13 protein-coding genes and 1 tRNA gene are annotated in these 16,652 nt (G+C 64.6%); 10 read left to right on the forward strand and 4 right to left on the reverse strand.

Translation table 11 applies throughout. The annotated features are described in order from the left end of the window. The first annotated feature begins 17 nt into the window (after positions 1-17). From ACFQ24_RS12040 to ACFQ24_RS12055, 4 genes are read left to right on the forward strand one after another with little or no spacing between them, the layout of a single operon-like run. Positions 18-1,301: a hypothetical protein gene (locus ACFQ24_RS12040; protein ID WP_380911634.1), complete on the forward strand. Its 1,284-nt coding sequence runs from the start codon at positions 18-20 to the stop codon at positions 1,299-1,301. Continuing rightward, entirely contained in the window at positions 1,298-2,446 is a 1,149-nt protein-coding gene (locus ACFQ24_RS12045; protein WP_380911496.1) for a glycosyltransferase family 4 protein, read from the forward strand. Before ACFQ24_RS12040 ends, ACFQ24_RS12045 begins: the two co-directional genes overlap by 4 nt. Next, positions 2,443-3,189, forward strand: a complete 747-nt coding sequence (locus ACFQ24_RS12050; protein ID WP_380911498.1) for an FkbM family methyltransferase — start codon at positions 2,443-2,445, stop codon at positions 3,187-3,189. Before ACFQ24_RS12045 ends, ACFQ24_RS12050 begins: the two co-directional genes overlap by 4 nt. Before the next feature lie 2 nt (positions 3,190-3,191). Then, positions 3,192-4,934 (forward strand): MFS transporter, encoded by a 1,743-nt coding sequence (locus ACFQ24_RS12055; protein ID WP_380911500.1) that lies wholly within the window; start codon positions 3,192-3,194, stop codon positions 4,932-4,934. A gap of 15 nt (positions 4,935-4,949) precedes the next feature. Here the strand turns inward: ACFQ24_RS12055 and ACFQ24_RS12060 are convergent, their stop codons facing one another. The 4 genes from ACFQ24_RS12060 to ACFQ24_RS12075 all read right to left on the reverse strand — a co-directional run bounded on the left by ACFQ24_RS12060 (position 4,950) and on the right by ACFQ24_RS12075 (position 7,676). Then, positions 4,950-5,684: a metallophosphoesterase family protein gene (locus tag ACFQ24_RS12060; RefSeq protein WP_380911502.1), complete on the reverse strand. Its 735-nt coding sequence runs from the start codon at positions 5,682-5,684 to the stop codon at positions 4,950-4,952. Between the two features lie 46 nt (positions 5,685-5,730). Continuing rightward, positions 5,731-6,759 carry a FecR family protein gene (locus ACFQ24_RS12065; protein ID WP_380911504.1) on the reverse strand — a complete coding sequence of 343 codons (1,029 nt, stop codon included), beginning with the start codon at positions 6,757-6,759 and terminating at the stop codon, positions 5,731-5,733. Further along, positions 6,677-7,282, reverse strand: a complete 606-nt coding sequence (locus tag ACFQ24_RS12070) for an RNA polymerase sigma factor (RefSeq protein WP_380911506.1) — start codon at positions 7,280-7,282, stop codon at positions 6,677-6,679. Before ACFQ24_RS12070 ends, ACFQ24_RS12065 begins: the two co-directional genes overlap by 83 nt. 196 nt (positions 7,283-7,478) lie before the next feature. Then, the gene (locus ACFQ24_RS12075) at positions 7,479-7,676 is read right to left on the reverse strand and encodes a hypothetical protein (protein WP_380911508.1); all 198 of its coding nucleotides are present in this window, start codon (positions 7,674-7,676) and stop codon (positions 7,479-7,481) included. Positions 7,677-7,797: 121 nt separating this feature from the next. On the opposite strand from ACFQ24_RS12075, the gene ACFQ24_RS12080 reads away from it, so the two are divergent. The 6 genes from ACFQ24_RS12080 (at position 7,798) to ACFQ24_RS12105 (ending at position 16,557) form a co-directional block, all read left to right on the forward strand. After that, a tRNA-Leu gene (locus tag ACFQ24_RS12080) sits at positions 7,798-7,882 on the forward strand. A gap of 59 nt (positions 7,883-7,941) precedes the next feature. Next, on the forward strand, positions 7,942-9,561 hold the full coding sequence (gene tig, locus ACFQ24_RS12085; RefSeq protein ID WP_380911510.1) for a trigger factor: 1,620 nt from the start codon (positions 7,942-7,944) through the stop codon (positions 9,559-9,561). 139 nt (positions 9,562-9,700) lie between these two features. After that, a complete protein-coding gene (locus tag ACFQ24_RS12090; RefSeq protein WP_380911636.1) occupies positions 9,701-10,705 on the forward strand; it encodes a glycosyltransferase family 2 protein in 1,005 nt (334 codons plus the stop codon). 95 nt (positions 10,706-10,800) lie between these two features. Further along, entirely contained in the window at positions 10,801-11,436 is a 636-nt protein-coding gene (gene clpP, locus ACFQ24_RS12095; RefSeq protein ID WP_380911512.1) for an ATP-dependent Clp endopeptidase proteolytic subunit ClpP, read from the forward strand. Between the two features lie 140 nt (positions 11,437-11,576). Further along, positions 11,577-12,845, forward strand: coding sequence for an ATP-dependent Clp protease ATP-binding subunit ClpX (gene clpX, locus ACFQ24_RS12100; protein WP_380911514.1), 1,269 nt, complete (start codon positions 11,577-11,579; stop codon positions 12,843-12,845). A 364-nt stretch (positions 12,846-13,209) separates the two neighbouring features. Next, entirely contained in the window at positions 13,210-16,557 is a 3,348-nt protein-coding gene (locus tag ACFQ24_RS12105; RefSeq protein WP_380911516.1) for a TonB-dependent receptor, read from the forward strand. Positions 16,558-16,652 lie beyond the last annotated feature (95 nt).

A 16,652-nucleotide genomic window follows, 5' to 3' on the forward strand; every position in this document is an offset into this window, starting at 1 on the left:
GCGAGGGGCCGGGCCGGCTGGAAGGGTCCGCCCGCATCCTTGCGCTGGTGAAGCTGGCCAATGTAGGCATCATCATGGTCTGGGGCTTTGCCGTGACCTTCGTGTTCGTGCGCGTGCTGCCGATCGCGGAGTTCCAGGCGTTCCTGCTGCTGGTCGCCTTCGGCAACTTCACCATCTCGGCGGAATTCGGGCTGACCAGCATCATCTATGCCCGGTTGCGGCGGCACTGGTTAGGGGGCGAGGAGGCGGAGGTGCCAAGCGGGTTCCGGCTGGAGGAGATGGGCGTGCTGTTCCTGTTCCTCAGCCTGCTGGTCGGGGCCGGGCTGCTGATCCTATGCGGCGCGCTGGCGATGGGATGGCTGGATACGCGGATGCCGCTCCTTTTCCTCCTCTTCTTCCTGTCGGCCTGCCTCAATCTGCCGGCGCTGCTGGCGAAGCGCGCGCTGGCGGCGGTGGACGGCAATATGCTGTGGGAAATGCTGGATTGCGGGCGGCGGGTGGTGACGATTTCCCTGCTGGTCGCGATGCTGGGCGGGATGGACCCGCGCCTGTCGGTGGCGCTGCAACTGGCCGTCAGCATCGCCGTCATCGGATACGCCATCGGCCATGTGCACCGGCGGCTGGGGATGGAGCGGCGGCACTGGCTGGCCTTTCGCGTGGGTGGCGACCATGTGCGCGCGCATTATCTGCGCGACATCGGCGCGTCGGCGGCCTTCACCCTGTCGGACATCGTCGCCTATAATGCGCCCTATTTCACCATCGCGGCGGTGACGGCGGACCCGCGCCCGATGCTGCTGTTCGATTTCTTCTTCAAGATGTCGCGGTCGCTCTCGATGCTGGTGCGCGCGATGGTGGAGGCGGCGTTGCCGCGCATCACCCGCGCCTATCATGCGGGCGATGCGGCGCGGCTGAGGCAGTTGCTGGGAAGGGCGTTGGCGGCGGCGCTGCTGTTCGCCGCGATGCTGGCGGCGGTGCTGCTGGTGGCGGGGGAGCGGCTGTTCGCGCTGCTGTTCGACGGGCGGGCGGCGATCGATCGGGCGGACCTGTGGCTGATCGTCCTTGGCCTGGCTGGCCTCACCTTGCTGTGCGTGTCGGTCTATGTGCAGGGGGCGCTGGGGCGGTTCGGCTTGCTGCTGCGCCGGTCGCTGCCGTTTCTGGCGGGATCGCTGGCGAGCGCGCCGCTGGCGGCGCTGCTGTGGCCGGAGCGGTTCGATCTCGCCTTTCTGGCACTCTATGCGGTGACGCTGGCGGGCGTCGCACTGCTGCACATGGCTTCTCTGCGCAGGCTGGCGCGGGGATGAAGGTCGCCATGCTCGATCCGTCGCTCTTCACCGGGCGCTATGACGACAGCCTGTGCGCGGCTATTGCCGAGGCGGGCGCGCAGGTGACGCTGCTCGGCCGGCCGATGCGGGACACCGATGCGATCCGGCCGCAGGGCTATCGCTACGAACCGCATTTCTTTCGGGCGAGCGAAGCATTGCGTCGCGGGATCGGCGAGGGGCGCGCTTTTCGTCTCATCAAGGCGGCGGAATATGGGCTGGCGTGTGCGGTGGGCGACATCGCGCCGATGCGGTCGGCGGACATTGTGCATGTCCAGTGGATGCCGCTGGCGCCGGCCGATGCGATGCTGCTGCGCCGTTTGAAAAGGCGCGGCGTGGCGCTGGTCCATACCGTGCACAATGCCGAAGCCTATCATGACGATGCCGGGGTGCAGGGCAGGGGCTATCGCGCGCTGCTGGATATGTTCGACGCGCTGATCGTCCATGGCGACACGACGTTGGCGGCGCTGGTCGGGCAAGGGGTCGATGAGGCACGCATCCATGTGACGCCGCATCCACCGATGCGTCTGGCCGCTGCATCGGCTGAAGAACTGGCGGCGGTGCCCATGCCCGCCCGTCCGCGCCTGCTCTTCTTCGGCACGATCCGCCCGTACAAGGGCGTGGACCTTTTGATCGAAGCCTGCATCGCCTTATGGCGCACGGGACTGGATTTCGAGCTGGCGCTGGCGGGCAAGCCGTTCATGGATGTCGCGCCGATGGTGGAGGGGGTGGCAGGCGCGGGCTTTGCCGACCGGCTGGTCACGGATTTCGGCTTCCTGACCGAACCGAGGCTGGACGCGCATATGGCGCGGGCGGACATCATCGCCTTCCCCTATCGGCAGATCGATTCGAGCGGCGCGTTCCTGTCCGCGCTGCATCACGGCAAGGCGATGGTCACGTCCGACGCGGGCATGTTCGGCCTGTTGCCCGAGGGTGTAGCCGCGCGCGCGCAGGCGGGAAATGCGGCGGCGCTGGGTGAAGCCCTCTTGCCGCTGATCGAAAGCGCCGCCATCAGGCGGGAAGCAGGCGCGCGGGCGCGCGCCTATGGCGAGACGATGGGCAGCTGGAAGGACATGGGTTTGGCGACGATCGGCATCTACAAAACCGTGCTGGCCGGTCGCGCATGAACCGATATCGGCGCGAACTGCGGGACAGGTGGCTGGCGGTGCGACTGTCGCTGGCCGGACGCGCGCATCAATATCCCGAGGTACAGGCGCTGCGTCGGTTTCTGAGCGCCTTTTCGGTGGACTGCCTGATCGATGTCGGCGCGAACCGGGGCCAATATGCGACCATGGCGCGCAAGGATGCGGGCTATCGCGGGCTGATCCTGTCGTTCGAGCCCAATCCCGATGTGTTCGCGCAGTTGCAGCGCAATGCGGCTTCGGACGGCAAGTGGCTGGTGTTCAACATGGCGCTGTCGGATTTCGACGGGACGGCGCAATTCAATATCATGGCCGCCGACCAGTTCAGTTCGCTCAAAAATCCGGCGGGCGATCAGGATGCGGTGTTCGCCGAACGCAACAAGGTGACGAAGACGGTGGATATGCAATGCCGCCGCATCGACACGCTGCTGCCCGAACTGATGCAGAGCCATGGGTTCAGCCGTCCGTTCCTGAAGATGGATACGCAGGGCCATGACCTGTCGGTGTGCGAGGGCGCGGGCGAGGCGCTGGGCCGGATGGCGGGCGTGCAGACGGAACTGGGCGTGCGGCCCATCTATGACGGCGGGACCAATTATCGGCAGATGATCGACTGGCTGGAGGCGCGCGGCTTCGCGCCGTCCGCCTTCTTCGCCAACAATAAGGGCCATTTCCCGCTGCTGGTCGAAATGGACGGCATCTTCGTCAACCGGACGCTGGTGGGCGATTGAGAATGGGACCGGGCAGCGCCTTCGTCGATGCGCGCCGCCTGTATCTGGCGGGCGCCATCGGCCTTGCCCTGTGGCTTGGCGCGACATTCCTGTGGCACGTCACCTATCGGCAGGGCATCAGCTTGCCCGTCATCCTGTTTCTGGATCAGGATTTTCCCGCGCTTTTCGGCATGGCGATGCTGCTGGCGCTGGCCGCGCCATTTGCCGAAGGACGGGGTTTTGCCCTGCCGCCGCCCAGCGCCCGCATCGTCGTTCCGCTGATCGTGCTGCTGGGGCTGGCGGCATGGGCCGGCCATTATGCGCTGTTCCAGGATTATGCGATCAGCCGCGACGAGGAGGTCGCGCGCTTCGCCGCCGCCTATATGCGCGAAGGGCTGTTCGCGCGGCCGATTCCGGTGGAATGGGAGCCCTATCGCCGGGCGATCATGCCAGAATTCTTTTCCCCCTTCGGCGCGGCGGATTATTGGACGGCGGCCTATCTGCCGGTGAACAGTGCGATCCAGGCGCTTTTCTGGCAATTGGGCGACCCCAATCTGGCGGGGCCGGTGCTGTTGATGGCGGGCCTTGCCGCGCTGTGGCGGATCGCGGTACGGCTGATGCCCGATCGGCCGGACGCCGTGTGGGTGACGATCCTGCTCGGCTTCTCGTCCAGCCAGCTCTGGGTCACGGCGATGACCCCCTATGCCATGACCGGCCATTTCGCGCTCAACATGGTGTGGCTGGCGCTGGTGCTGCGCGGCGGGGTGATGGGGCATCTGGCGGCTGGCGTCGTCGCGCTGGTGGCGGCGGGGCTGCACCAGTGGCATTTCCCGCCGATCTTCATCATCCCCTTCATCCTGTGGATGCTGTTGGCGCGGCGATGGGGCGTGGCGGCGTTCCATGCACTGACCCTGGTCGCGATCGTGATCGTGTGGGCGAAGCTGTGGCCGGGCTTCCTGCTCCACGCGCTGGGCGCGCCGACCGACGTCCGCCCCTCGGCCGGTGTGGCGGACAAGGTGGGCAGCCTGTTCCAGCGACTGGGCGACCGGTGGCAGCCGCTGGTGAACCTCAGCCGCTATATGGCGTGGAACAACATCCTGATGGTGCCGCTGGCGGTGCTGGGGATCGCGGCGATGCGCTGGCGGGCGATGATCCGGGGGCAGGAGATCGCGCTGCCGCTGGCGCTTGGCTGCCTCGCCGGATGCGTGCTGGCGCTGGCGCAGGGCTATGGCTGGGGGTTCCGCTACGCCCATGGCTTCATCGGCCCCTTCTGCCTGCTGAGCGGGCTGGGCTGGGCGCGCTTTCGACCGGCGGGGGCGCTGCGGCCGTTGTTCGTCGGCCTTGCCATCACCGCGCTAGGCAGCGCCTTCCTGGTGTGGCGGACGCATGAATTCGTCGCGCCCTATGCCGCCAGCCACAGGCTGATCGACTCGAGCCAGGCGGACGTGGTGCTGATCGATCCGCGCGGCGGCCTCTACGTCACCGATCTGGTGCGCGGGCGGGATGGGGTGCCGGGCAAGCCCATGGTCATGAACCTGGGAATGCTGTCGCTGGAACAGGTGGACCGCCTCTGCCAATCCTATGTCGTCGAGCTCTTCGACCGGGCGGAGTTCCGGCCGCTCGGCGTCCCGCTGGCGCGCTGGCGGCTGGACCGTATGGACGCGCTGCGCGCCCATATGCGCGAGGCGGGATGCGACCGGCCGGTGCAGCCGCCGCTGCCCGAGACGATGGACGAGGCATTGGAGGCGGCGGGTAACGCGATGTAGCGATATTTCCGGCCGCTAAACGCGCCCGGTGCGCAGCGCCCTCGCCCAGTCGGGACGGCCATGCGCCTCCGCGTCGCGGGCCGCCTGGTCCCAGTCATAGTCGACGCAGAGCAACTCCGCCCGCCATGCGCCCTCCTTCTGCGTCAGCATGGCGTAGCGGGCATGGGGCGATCCGGTCTCCACCTTGTGCGGGTGGGGCCGGACATCGTCATAGGCGGGCAGGCCGACGCTGCCCGGATTGACGATCAGCGGACCGTTATCGAGCGCCACCACGCGCGGGACATGAGTATGGCCGCACAGGATGACGGGCGCGGGGACGGTGCCGGTCCGGGCCTTCACCTCTGTCGGCGTCGCTGCGCGGATGCCGTCTTCCGTCACGGTTTCCAGATAATAAGCGAGGTCGCTGTCAGGCGTGCCATGGACCAGCAAAATGTCGTCGGTCAGCCATAATGTCTCGGGCAGCGCCGCCAGCCAGGCGAAATGCTCGGGTCGCAAGGTGAGGGCGGCATGGCGGTCCGACAATCCCATCTGCTCGGGCGCCTGTTCCAGCAGCTGGCGCTCGTGATTGCCCCGGATTGTCGGCAGATCGAGCGCCATCAGCCGCTCGGCTGTCTCCATCGGGAACAGCCCGCCCGAGCAGATGTCGCCCAGATTGACGATCCGGTCGGCTCCCCGCTCGACGGCGTCGGCCAGCACCGCGTCGAGCGCGGCGATGTTGCCATGGATGTCGGAAAGGACGGCGATCTTCATCGCGGCATTCTAGGGACGTTGAGGCCAAGAGCAAATATCACCGGACTCACCCGGCGGGACTGCTCGCTTCCTGGCTGAGGGCGGGTTGGTCCTCGTCGCGGTAGAGCAGCATGACCGATCCGTCTTCGCCATCGACGGCGCGAATCGGCAGGCTGTATTGCAGGGCGGAGAGGAATTCGCGGCTGTCGGTGGTGCGGAAGCGGCCGCCGATGCGCAACGAGGAGACGCGCTGGTCGCCGATCAGGATCGGGGCGGCGCGGTAGCGGTTGAACTCGCCCGCTGCCTGCTCGATCGTCTCGCCATCCAGCTCGACCATCTGTTCGCGCCAAGCGGTGCGCTGGCCGATCAGCTTGGGGCCGAGCTGCGTCAGGGAAATGCGGCGGGGCTGGATCACCGCGCCGTTGCCGGCGGCGACCTTCTGCGCGGCGCTGCCGCCCGAGCGCACGGTGACCGCGCCCTGCGTGACCGTGAGTTCCACCAGCGAAGGGCGCAGGCGGACGTTGAAGGCGGTGCCGACCGCCCGGATGACGGCGGATCGCGCCTCGACGTCGAAGGGGCGGGTCTTGTCATGGGCGATATCGAAGGACGCTTCGCCCTTCAGGATGCGGGCGCGCCGGCCGTTTTCGGTAAAGCGCACCTCCGCCTCGCTGTCGCTGTTGAGGTGCAGGATGGTCCCGTCCGACAGCGCGATGTCGCGCATCTGGCCCACGGCGGTTTCGTAACGATCGACGCCGCTGAAGGTGCGGACGGTGACGATGGCGGCGACGATGAAGAGCATCACCGCGACGGCGGCGGCGACCATGATGTTGCGCGACAGGCGGCGCTGGTTCGCTTCATCGACGATGGGGGGCAGGCTGATGTCGGCAGCCGCGCTTTTCAGCCGCTCGGCGGCGTCCCAGGCGGCTTCGGCGCGGGCGAAGGCTATGGCATGGGCGGGGCTGGATTCGATCCAGGCGCAGATTTGGGCTTCGTCTTGCGGCGTGGGGTCGGCGTTAAGCCTGGCCAGCAGGCGCGCGGCTTCCGCTTCTATCGCGTTCCTGCTGTCGCCATCCGACTCTGGTCCCGACGCCCGCACGTTCGAAGTCCGTTTCCTCACGTTCCGCCCAGGCTCGCATAACTATTGCGATTGCTTTGGCCAGATGTTTTTCAACGGTAGAAACGGACAGGGACATTTCGTCCGCTATTTCCAGCATCGATTTTTCGTGGATGCGGCGGAGGATGAAGACGCGGCGGCATTGCGGGGGGAGCGACTCGACGATCGCCTCGACCTGGCGGAGCGCTTCGCGGGCGTGGAGCTGGGCCTCAATGCTGTTTTCGCCGCCGAGCAGTTCGAGGTCGGCGATGGTTTCGAAGCTGACCACCTTGTTGCGGCGGGCGGTGTCGATGACGAGGTTGCGGGCGATGGTGAAGAGATAGGCCCGGCCGGTCGTCACATTCTCCCAATTTTCCGTGGCATAGGCGCGGGTCAGAACCTCCGCGACCATATCCTCAAGCTCATGGGTGGAGGGGAGAATGCGGCGCAAACGGCCCCGAAGCGCCGCTTCCTGAGGCAGGATGACCGTTTTGAACCAGTCCAGTTTTGCGCGAACCCTGTGCACGTCGACCCCCTTGTTTGCCAGCCGCGCCTCTCCCGCCTTTCTTTATTTTGTAACAGTCAATCATGCTTGCAGGGGGCTGTCCAGCCGTAGGGTCAGCATTTTTTGACGATCGTGCTGAAAGTTCCGAAATGGTGAAAATAAATTGTGGATATGTGGCTCAGGGCGCACAGTTCGTGCGCCCCGGCCTTGATACGGATCAGTCCGGTGGCGGGGGAAGCTCGGCCGGGGCGCTGTCGGGCTGGTCATAGTCCGGGCCGACCGGCGCGATCTCGTCCGGCTCCTGCATCGGAGTCTCGTCCGGGCTCGATGGCGGGGGCATTTCGTCGGGCGATTGCGGCTCGATGATGTCGGGCGCGGGAATGCCGTCCGGGCCGGTGTCGGGACGCGTGGCCATCTGTCTCTCCTCTGTCATGCAAGGGGCCTACGCTTGGGCGACAGGGGGGTTCCGTGTGCGTCGCCACTATCCCTTGCCTCTTATCGCGCTTTTCTCTATGCCGCGCCGACCGGCGACCGATGCGGGCGTGGCGAAACTGGTAGACGCGCCAGATTTAGGTTCTGGTATCGCAAGATGTGGGGGTTCGAGTCCCTTCGCCCGCACCAGTGCGCCGCCTGCGGCCAAGCCACCGAAATTCAGCTGAAGAAAGCGTTTGAGAGAAGAGATGCACACTGTCGAGACGTTGAACGAGGGCCTGAAGCGCGCCTATACCGTGACCATCACGTCGAAGGATATCGACGCCCGCGTCGATAAGGAAGTGAAGGCGATCGCCCCGCAGGTGAAGATGCCCGGCTTCCGCCCCGGCAAGGTGCCGGCGAACCTCGTCAAGAAGATGCACGGGGAATCGCTGCAACGCGACGCGCTCAACAATTCGATCCAGGACAGCATCCAGAAGCTGATCGCCGACCAGAAGCTGCGCCCTGCGATGCAGCCTTCGGTCGAGCTGGACGAGAATTTCGAGTTCGGCAAGGATGCTGAGGTCAAGGTCGAGCTGGAAGTGCTCCCCGAAATCGCGGCGCCCAGCATCGAAGGCCTGAAGCTGGAGCGGCTGACCGCCGAGGTGCCCGAGGCGCAGGTGGATGAAGCCGCCGGCCGCATCGCCAGCCAGCAGGGCGCGCTGGAGGAATATCCCGCCAGCCACAAGGCCAAGGATGGCGACACGCTCTCCATCGACTTCGTCGGCAAGGTCGACGGCGAGGCGTTCGAGGGCGGCACCGCGCAGGACGTAAAGCTGAAGATCGGTTCGGGCCAGTTCATCCCGGGCTTCGAGGAACAGCTGACCGGCATGAAGAAGGGCGACGAGAAGACCATCACCGTCACCTTCCCCGAAGATTATGGCGCGGAGCACCTGGCCGGCAAGGAAGCGACCTTCGACATCACGGTCAAGGCGATCCTGGACGGCGACAAGCCCAAGCTGGACGATGATTTCGCCAAGTCGCTGGGACTTGAAGGGCTCGACAAGCTCAAGGAACTGCTCAAGGGGCAGATCGAGCAGGAGCATAACGGGCTCACCCGCACCTATATGAAGCGCAAGCTGCTGGACCAGCTGGCCGCCGCGCATGATTTCGACGTGCCGCCGAGCATGGTGGAGGCCGAGTTCAACCAGATCTGGCAGCAGCTTCAGCATGAAGCCAGCCATGAGGAAGATCCCGAAGCGGCGCTGAAGGAAATGGAAGCCGAGAAGGACGATTATCGCGCCATTGCCGTGCGTCGCGTCCGCCTGGGCTTGCTGCTGTCGGAAATCGGCCAGGCGAACGGCGTCACCGTGTCGGATCAGGAAATGAACCGCCTGATCATGCAGGCCGCGCAGCAGTATGGCCCGCAGGACCGCGAGCGCTTCGTGCAATATGTGCGGCAGGATCCGATGGCTGCCGCCCAGCTGCGCGCGCCGCTCTATGAGGACAAGGTCGTCGACTTCCTGTTCGAGAAGGCGGAGATCACTGACCGCACGGTGACTCGCGAGGAACTGGAAGCAGCGATCGAAGCCGAGGACGGCGACCTGAAGCCGCATGTCCATGGTCCGGGCTGCGGCCATGACCATGATCATGACCATGGCGAGAAGCCCAAGGCGAAGAAGGCTGCTGCCAAGAAGAAGGCCGAAGAGCCCGAAGCCGACGCCGCCCCGGCCGCCGAAGAGGTGAAGGCGCAGGACGCGCCGAAGAAGGCCGCGCCCAAGAAGGCCGCCGCGAAGAAGGAAGAAGCCGTCGCTGAGGACGCCCCGGCCGCCGAGGAGAAGCCCAAGAAGAAGGCTGCTCCCAAGAAGGCCGCCGCCAAGGCCGAATAATCCGGCGTTTCTGCCGCAGGAACAAGCGCCCGGCTTCCCCCGAGAAGCCGGGCGCTTTTCATTTCGGCGGCGGCATGGCAGATGAAATGTTAAACATGATGGTCCATGGCAGCGGCATGGACAGGGAATGGCAGCAGCGATGAAGGAATATCCGCCGATCACCGGCGACAGCGCGACCGGGGGCGCGGAGGGGGCTGTAGCGGCGGCGGGGCCGCGCATCGCCGTGATCCTGCCCTGCTACAACGAAGCCGGCGCGATCGTGCAGACGGTGGCGGATTTCCGCCGCGCGCTGCCCACCGCCGACATCTATGTGTTCGACAATAACAGCAGCGACGGCAGCCGCGAACTGGCGGCGGAGGCGGGCGCGATCGTCCGCCGCGTGGGCCAGCAGGGGAAGGGCCATGTGGTGCGCCGCATGTTCGCCGATGTGGATGCCGACATCTATGTCATGGCCGATGGCGACGCCACCTATGAGGCCGCCGCCGCGCCGCGCATGGTCGCCGCCATGCTGGAAGACAATCTGGACATGGTCGTGGGCGCGCGCCGCGACGAGGTGGAAGCGGCCTATCGGCGCGGCCACCGTTTCGGCAACTGGGCGCTCACCGGCCTTTTGAAGCAGCTGTTCGGCCGCAGCTTCACCGACATCCTGTCGGGCTATCGCGTCTTTTCCCGCCGCTTCGTGAAGAGCTTCCCCGTCCTGTCCGCCGGTTTCGAGATCGAGACCGAGATCAGCGTCCATGCGCTGGAACTGGCCATGCCGGTGGCCGAGGTCATGACCGCCTATGGCGCGCGCCCCGAAGGATCGGTGAGCAAGCTCAGCACCTATCGGGACGGATGGCGCATCCTGCGCACCATCATCACGCTGTACCGGGTCGAACGGCCGGTGCTGTTCTTCGGCATCATCGCCGCTTTCCTGGCCGCGCTGGCGCTGGGGCTGGCGGCGCCGCTGGTCGTTACCTATATGGAGACGGGCCTTGTGCCACGCTTCCCGACCGCCATCCTCGTCACCGGACTGATGATCCTGGCCACATTATCCATGATGTGCGGCCTCATCCTCGACACGGTGGTGCGCGGGCGGCGCGAAGTACGGCGGCTTTCCTATCTTGCCTTCCGCGCGCCATCCGACTTCGCGCGGCGCGATTGACGGCCCGCGCGGTCCTGCGCGTCCCCCCTTGAACCATTCCGCTTTTGTCCCGATGTAGGGCGTGGGCAAAAGCAATCACCCGGAAAAGAGCAACAATGACCGATATCATGTCCGATCCCATGGCCGCGCTGGTCCCCATCGTCATCGAACAGTCGAACCGCGGCGAACGCAGCTTCGACATCTATTCGCGCCTGTTGCGGGAACGGATCATCTTCGTCACCGGCCAGGTCGAGGATCATATGGCCTCCCTGATCGTCGCCCAGCTGCTGTTCCTGGAATCGGAAAATCCGAAGAAGGACATCTGGATGTACATCAACTCGCCGGGCGGCGTTGTGACGGCGGGCATGGCGATCCACGACACGATGAAATATATCCGGCCACAGGTCGGCACCGTGTGCATCGGCCAGGCCGCATCCATGGGCAGCTTCCTGCTGGCAGCCGGCGAGCCGGGCAAGCGCATCGCGCTGTCCAACGCGCGCATCATGGTGCACCAGCCGTCGGGCGGCGCGCAGGGCATGGCGTCGGACATCGAGATCCAGGCCAAGGAAATCCTGCGCATCCGCCGTCGCCTCAACGACCTGTACGTCAAATATACGGGCAAGAGCCTGGAGGAAGTCGAGCGGGCGATGGACCGCGACACCTTCCTGGAAGCGGACGAAGCCAAGGCGTTCGGTCTGGTCGACGAAGTGTTCGACCGCCGGCCCGTCTCGGCCGAAACAACAGAGGGCTAAAGGCTATCTTTACCGCGGTGCGCCATTTTGACCCCTTGTGGAAGGGGCGCGCCGCGGTCTAGGATGGACTTTGGACCAGAAAATCCCCCGATCGAACCCGGTCAGGCGACCGGCAGGGCGGGGGAAGAGAGAAAAAGCGAATGACTAAGCTTACCGGTTCGGACTCGAAAAGCACACTTTACTGCTCCTTCTGCGGCAAGTCGCAGCATGAGGTGCGTAAGCTGATTGCCGGGCCGACCGTCTTCATCTGCGACGAATGCGTGGAATTGTGCAACGACATCATCCGTGAGGAGACCAAGGGCGGTCTCGTCGGCCGGAAGGATGGGGGCGTGCCGACCCCGCAGGAAATCTGCGATGTGCTCGACGATTATGTGATCGGCCAGAACCGCGCCAAGCGGGTGCTGTCGGTCGCGGTCCACAACCACTATAAGCGCCTGAACCACGGCTCCAAGCCGGGTGAGGTGGAACTGGCCAAGTCCAACATCCTGCTGGTCGGCCCGACCGGCTGCGGCAAGACGCTGTTGGCGCAGACGCTCGCCAAGACGTTCGACGTGCCCTTCACCATGGCGGACGCGACGACTCTGACCGAAGCGGGCTATGTCGGCGAGGATGTGGAGAACATCATCCTCAAGCTGCTGCAGGCGTCCGACTATAATGTCGAGAAGGCGCAGCGCGGCATCGTTTATATCGACGAGATCGACAAGATCAGCCGCAAGGCCGAGAACCCCTCGATCACCCGCGACGTGTCGGGCGAGGGCGTGCAGCAGGCGCTGCTCAAGCTGATGGAAGGCACCACGGCCTCGGTTCCGCCACAGGGCGGGCGCAAGCATCCGCAGCAGGAATTCCTTCAGGTCGACACGACCAATATCCTGTTCATCTGTGGTGGCGCGTTCGCGGGGCTGGAAAAGATCATCGGTGATCGGCTCGAAGCCAAGTCGATCGGCTTCGGCGCGCATGTCGCCGCGCCGGAGGAGCGCAAGACCGGCGAGCTTCTGCGTCAGAGCGAGCCCGAGGATCTGCTGAAGTTCGGCCTGATCCCCGAATTCGTCGGTCGCCTGCCGGTGATCGCGACACTGGAGGATCTGGACGTGACCGCTCTGGTCAAGATCCTGGTCGAACCCAAGAACGCGCTGGTGAAGCAATATGCCAAGCTGTTCGATATGGAGAATGTCGAACTCAGCTTCACGGACGACGCGTTGACCGCGATCGCGAAGAAGGCGATCGAGCGGAAGACCGGCGCGCGCGGATTGCGGTCGATCCTGGAAGCGATCCTGCTCGACACCATGTTCGACCTGCCGTCGATGGAGGGCGTGGGCGAAGTGGTGGTGGACAAGGATGTCGTCGCCGGCACGAAGGAGCCGATTCGCGTGTTCAGCGACAAGAAGAAGCGGGCCGAAGACGCGGCCTGATCTCGGTTAGTCCGGGGTGACGTGATTGAGGGGTCGGCGATCGCATCGCCGACCCTTTTCTCATACGGTTCCTTGCGCCGCACAAAAAATCCTGCCGCGTTGCAAAATTGCACCACTGTTCAACGAGCAGTATGAATCGCCATAAATTCTATTATTTTCAATAGGTTGATGAAGTTCTTATGCCGTCCTGCGGGGGGCGTGGCGGGGTCGGCGTGCGAATGTGACAGTCTCGCTGGCGCATTGTAACAAAATTGCAATCGACGCATCACAGGGGCGTCGTCAGGCGCCGCCAAAAGCGGCCGCGGCTTGAAATAAAGCATGAACGGGGGCGCACGCGCCACTCTTGAAAAGGGACAAGGGTCATATGAAGCATTTGAAGATCTTGCTGGCTGCGGGCGCTGCCTCGGTCAGCATGACGGCCGCGATGGTGGCCCCGGCGCATGCGCAGGAAACCACCTCCTCTATCCGCGGAACGGTGACGGCCCAGGGCGCGCCGGTCGTTGGTGCGACCGTCACGGTAACGCATGTTCCTTCGGGCACGACCGTCAATGCGGTGACCGGCGCAAGCGGGGCTTTCAACGCGACCGGCCTGCGAGTCGGTGGCCCCTTCACCGTGCGCGTTGCCGCTTCCGGCTATCAGAACACCGACGTCACCGATATCTTTACTGTGGTGTCGCAGCCCTACGAGCTGCCGGTCGAACTGGCCAGCGAAGGTGATGCAATCATCGTCACCGCCTCCAGCGTGAAGGGCGCCGGTCTCAAGGCCTCGGGTCCGACCACGGTCCTGACCGCCACAGACATCGCTCAGGTCGCGTCGCTGAACCGCGACGTTCGCGACCTCATGCGCCGTGATCCCTTCGCGCGCCTTGACGATAGCCCGACCGGCGGTCGCGCAGTATCGTTTGCGGGCCAGAATGCCCGCTTCAACCGCTTCTCGATCGACGGTGTCCCCGTTACCGACAATTTCGGCCTGAACCCGGACGGCCTGCCGACCCGTCGCTCGCCGGTTCCGTTCGACGCCATCGCGCAGTTCCAGACCATGGTCGCTCCGTTCGACGTGCGCGAAGGCAATTTCCAGGGCGGCGCGATCAACGCCATTCTGAAGTCGGGCACCAACGAATTCCACGGCACCGGTTTCTACGCCTATTCGTCGGACGAACTGACCGGCAAGGAGACGAAGGCGGGTCCGGGTGTCCCCACCGGCCGCGTGACGCTGCCCAACTTCACATTCAAGAATTATGGTGCCGAACTGTCCGGCCCGATCATCAAGGATCGGCTGTTCTTCATGGTCGCGGGCGAGCGCATTCGTGCCGGCACGCCGATCGCCGAAGGCACCGCCGGCAACAATGCCGGTACGGTCATTCCGAACATCACGGACGCTCAGGTCGCCCAAATCCAGGACATCGCCCAGTCACGCTACAACTACGACACCGGCGGCGTCCTCAACAACAGCAACGACCGTGACGACCGCCTGGTGGCCCGTCTCGACGCCAACCTGTCCGACACGCAGCGCGCGTCGCTGACCTACATGTACACCAAGGATTCGATCCAGTTCAACCAGAACACCTTCGCAACCGGCAATCCCGGCCTCGGCCTTGCGTCGAACGGCTATATCTCGTCGAACCGCCTGCATACCGGCGTGTTCCAGCTGAACTCGGACTGGAGCGACGAGTTCTCGACCGAAGTTCGCGCCTTCTACAAGGATTACAAGCGCGGGCAGGATCCGGTGATGGGCCGCGGCTTCGCGCAGTTCCAGGTCTGCACCGCGCCGACCTCTGACCGCACCGCACCCGGCTCGGCCGGCGCGGGCGCATCGACCGCTTGCCAGCCCGGCTTCGGCACGGTGAGCTTCGGTCCGGACGTTTCGCGTCAGTCCAACTCGCTTACCAGCCGCACCTATGGCGGCACGCTGGCGGGTCGCCTGACGCGCGGCGATCATGACCTGCGTATCTTCGGGGAGTTCTCCGACACGAAGATCTTCAACCTGTTCTTGCAACGCACGGCCGGCGATTATTATTTCGACTCGATCGCGGACTTCCAGGCGGGCAATGCGCAGCGTTTCCGTTACCAGAACGCCGTGCCGTCGCTCGATCCGAATGAGGCCGCTGCGCGCTTCCGTTATCAGACCTTCACCTTCGGCATCCAGGATACCTGGCGGCTGAACGACATGCTGACGCTGGCATATGGCGCGCGCTATGACCTCTATGGTGGTGACAGCAAACCTGCGACGAACCAGAATTTCGTCAACCGCTATGGCTTCTCCAACACGGCCTATATCGACGGTCGCGGCATTTTCCAGCCGCGTGTCGGCCTGGACTTCAAGCCGACCAGCGACCTGACGATCCGCGGCGGCGGCGGCATCTTCGCCGGCGGTTCGCCCGACGTGTATGTGTCGAACAGCTTCTCGAACACCGGCTTCCTGTCGAACTCGATCGATGTGCGTCGCAACAATGATGGCAGCATCACCGGAGCGGGTACTGACGTCGCCAGCGGAAATGCGGTGTTGACGAACGTCAATGGCTCGACGATCCCGGCCGCAGGCAATGCCCTCGTAACCAACGCTGCCTCCTCGGCCACCGCGCCGGTCAATGCGCTGGATCACAAGTTCAAGGTGCCTTCGCAGTGGCGCGCAACCTTGTCGGCTGACTGGGCTCCGCGCGACACGTTCCTGGGTAATGGCTGGAACTTCGGTGCCGACTTCTTCTATTCGTCGGTCCGCAATCAAGTGTTCTTCACCGACCTGCGTGTAGTTCCCACCGCTCTGCGCACGCCTGACGGCCGCGTACGCTACGCTTCGGTCACGACGTTCGGCGACGCAAACAACGACCTGTTCCTGACCAACACCACCAAGGGTCGCAGCTATGTTGCGGTGGCCCGCATCGATAAGAGCTTCGACTTCGGTCTGGACCTGGGTGTCAGCTACACCTGGCAGGACATTACCGATCAGGCACCGGCAACCTCCTCGACCGCCTCGTCCAACTACGGCAACGGCGCGTTCCTCGACGCCAATGGCGCGGCTGTCGGCACGTCGAACGACGAAGTGAAGCACAATATCAAATATCGTGTGAACTTCAGTCACGCCTTCTTCGGCGACTACAAGACCAACTTCGCCTTGTTCGGCGAGACCCGCATTGGCCGGCCCTACAGCTACACGATGCAGGACACCTCGCAGAATCGCAGCGCCATCTTCGGTACGACTGGATCGAACTCGCGTTACCTGCTCTACGTGCCGACCGGTCCGAACGACCCGCTGGTCTCCTATGACAGCGCGGCAACCCAGTCCTATCTCGACGGGCTGATCGCCAGCACGAAGCTGGGCAAGTTCCGGGGTGGCATCGCGCCGCGCAACGCCTTCAATTCCAAGTGGTTCACGAAGATCGACCTCCATGTCGATCAGGAAATCCCGACCGGTCTTGGCAGTTCGCGCATCACGCTGTTCGCGGATATCGAGAATTTCACCAACTTCCTGAACAAGAAGTGGGGTCAGATCCGCGAGTACACTTTCCCGTACAATGTGATCGCGGTTCGCGCGCAGTGTCTGACCACGCCGGTCGCCACTGGCACCAACCCGACCGCTGCCCAGCAGACGGCGAACACCGGCCAGGCTTGCGCGCAGTATCGCTACTCCGCGCCGACCAACACGCCGACCGACACGATCTATTCGCGTCAGTCGCTCTACACGATCCGCGTGGGTGCCCGCTTCACCTTCTAAGAGGCGTGGTTGCGTGAAAAAAGAAAAGGGCGGGGAGCGATCCCCGCCCTTTCTTGTTGGAGCGGCTGCTGTCCTATCGAAGGGCGGTGCGGCAG

The organism is Sphingobium olei (assembly GCF_042678845.1).
Classification (GTDB): Bacteria; Pseudomonadota; Alphaproteobacteria; order Sphingomonadales; family Sphingomonadaceae; genus Sphingobium; species Sphingobium olei.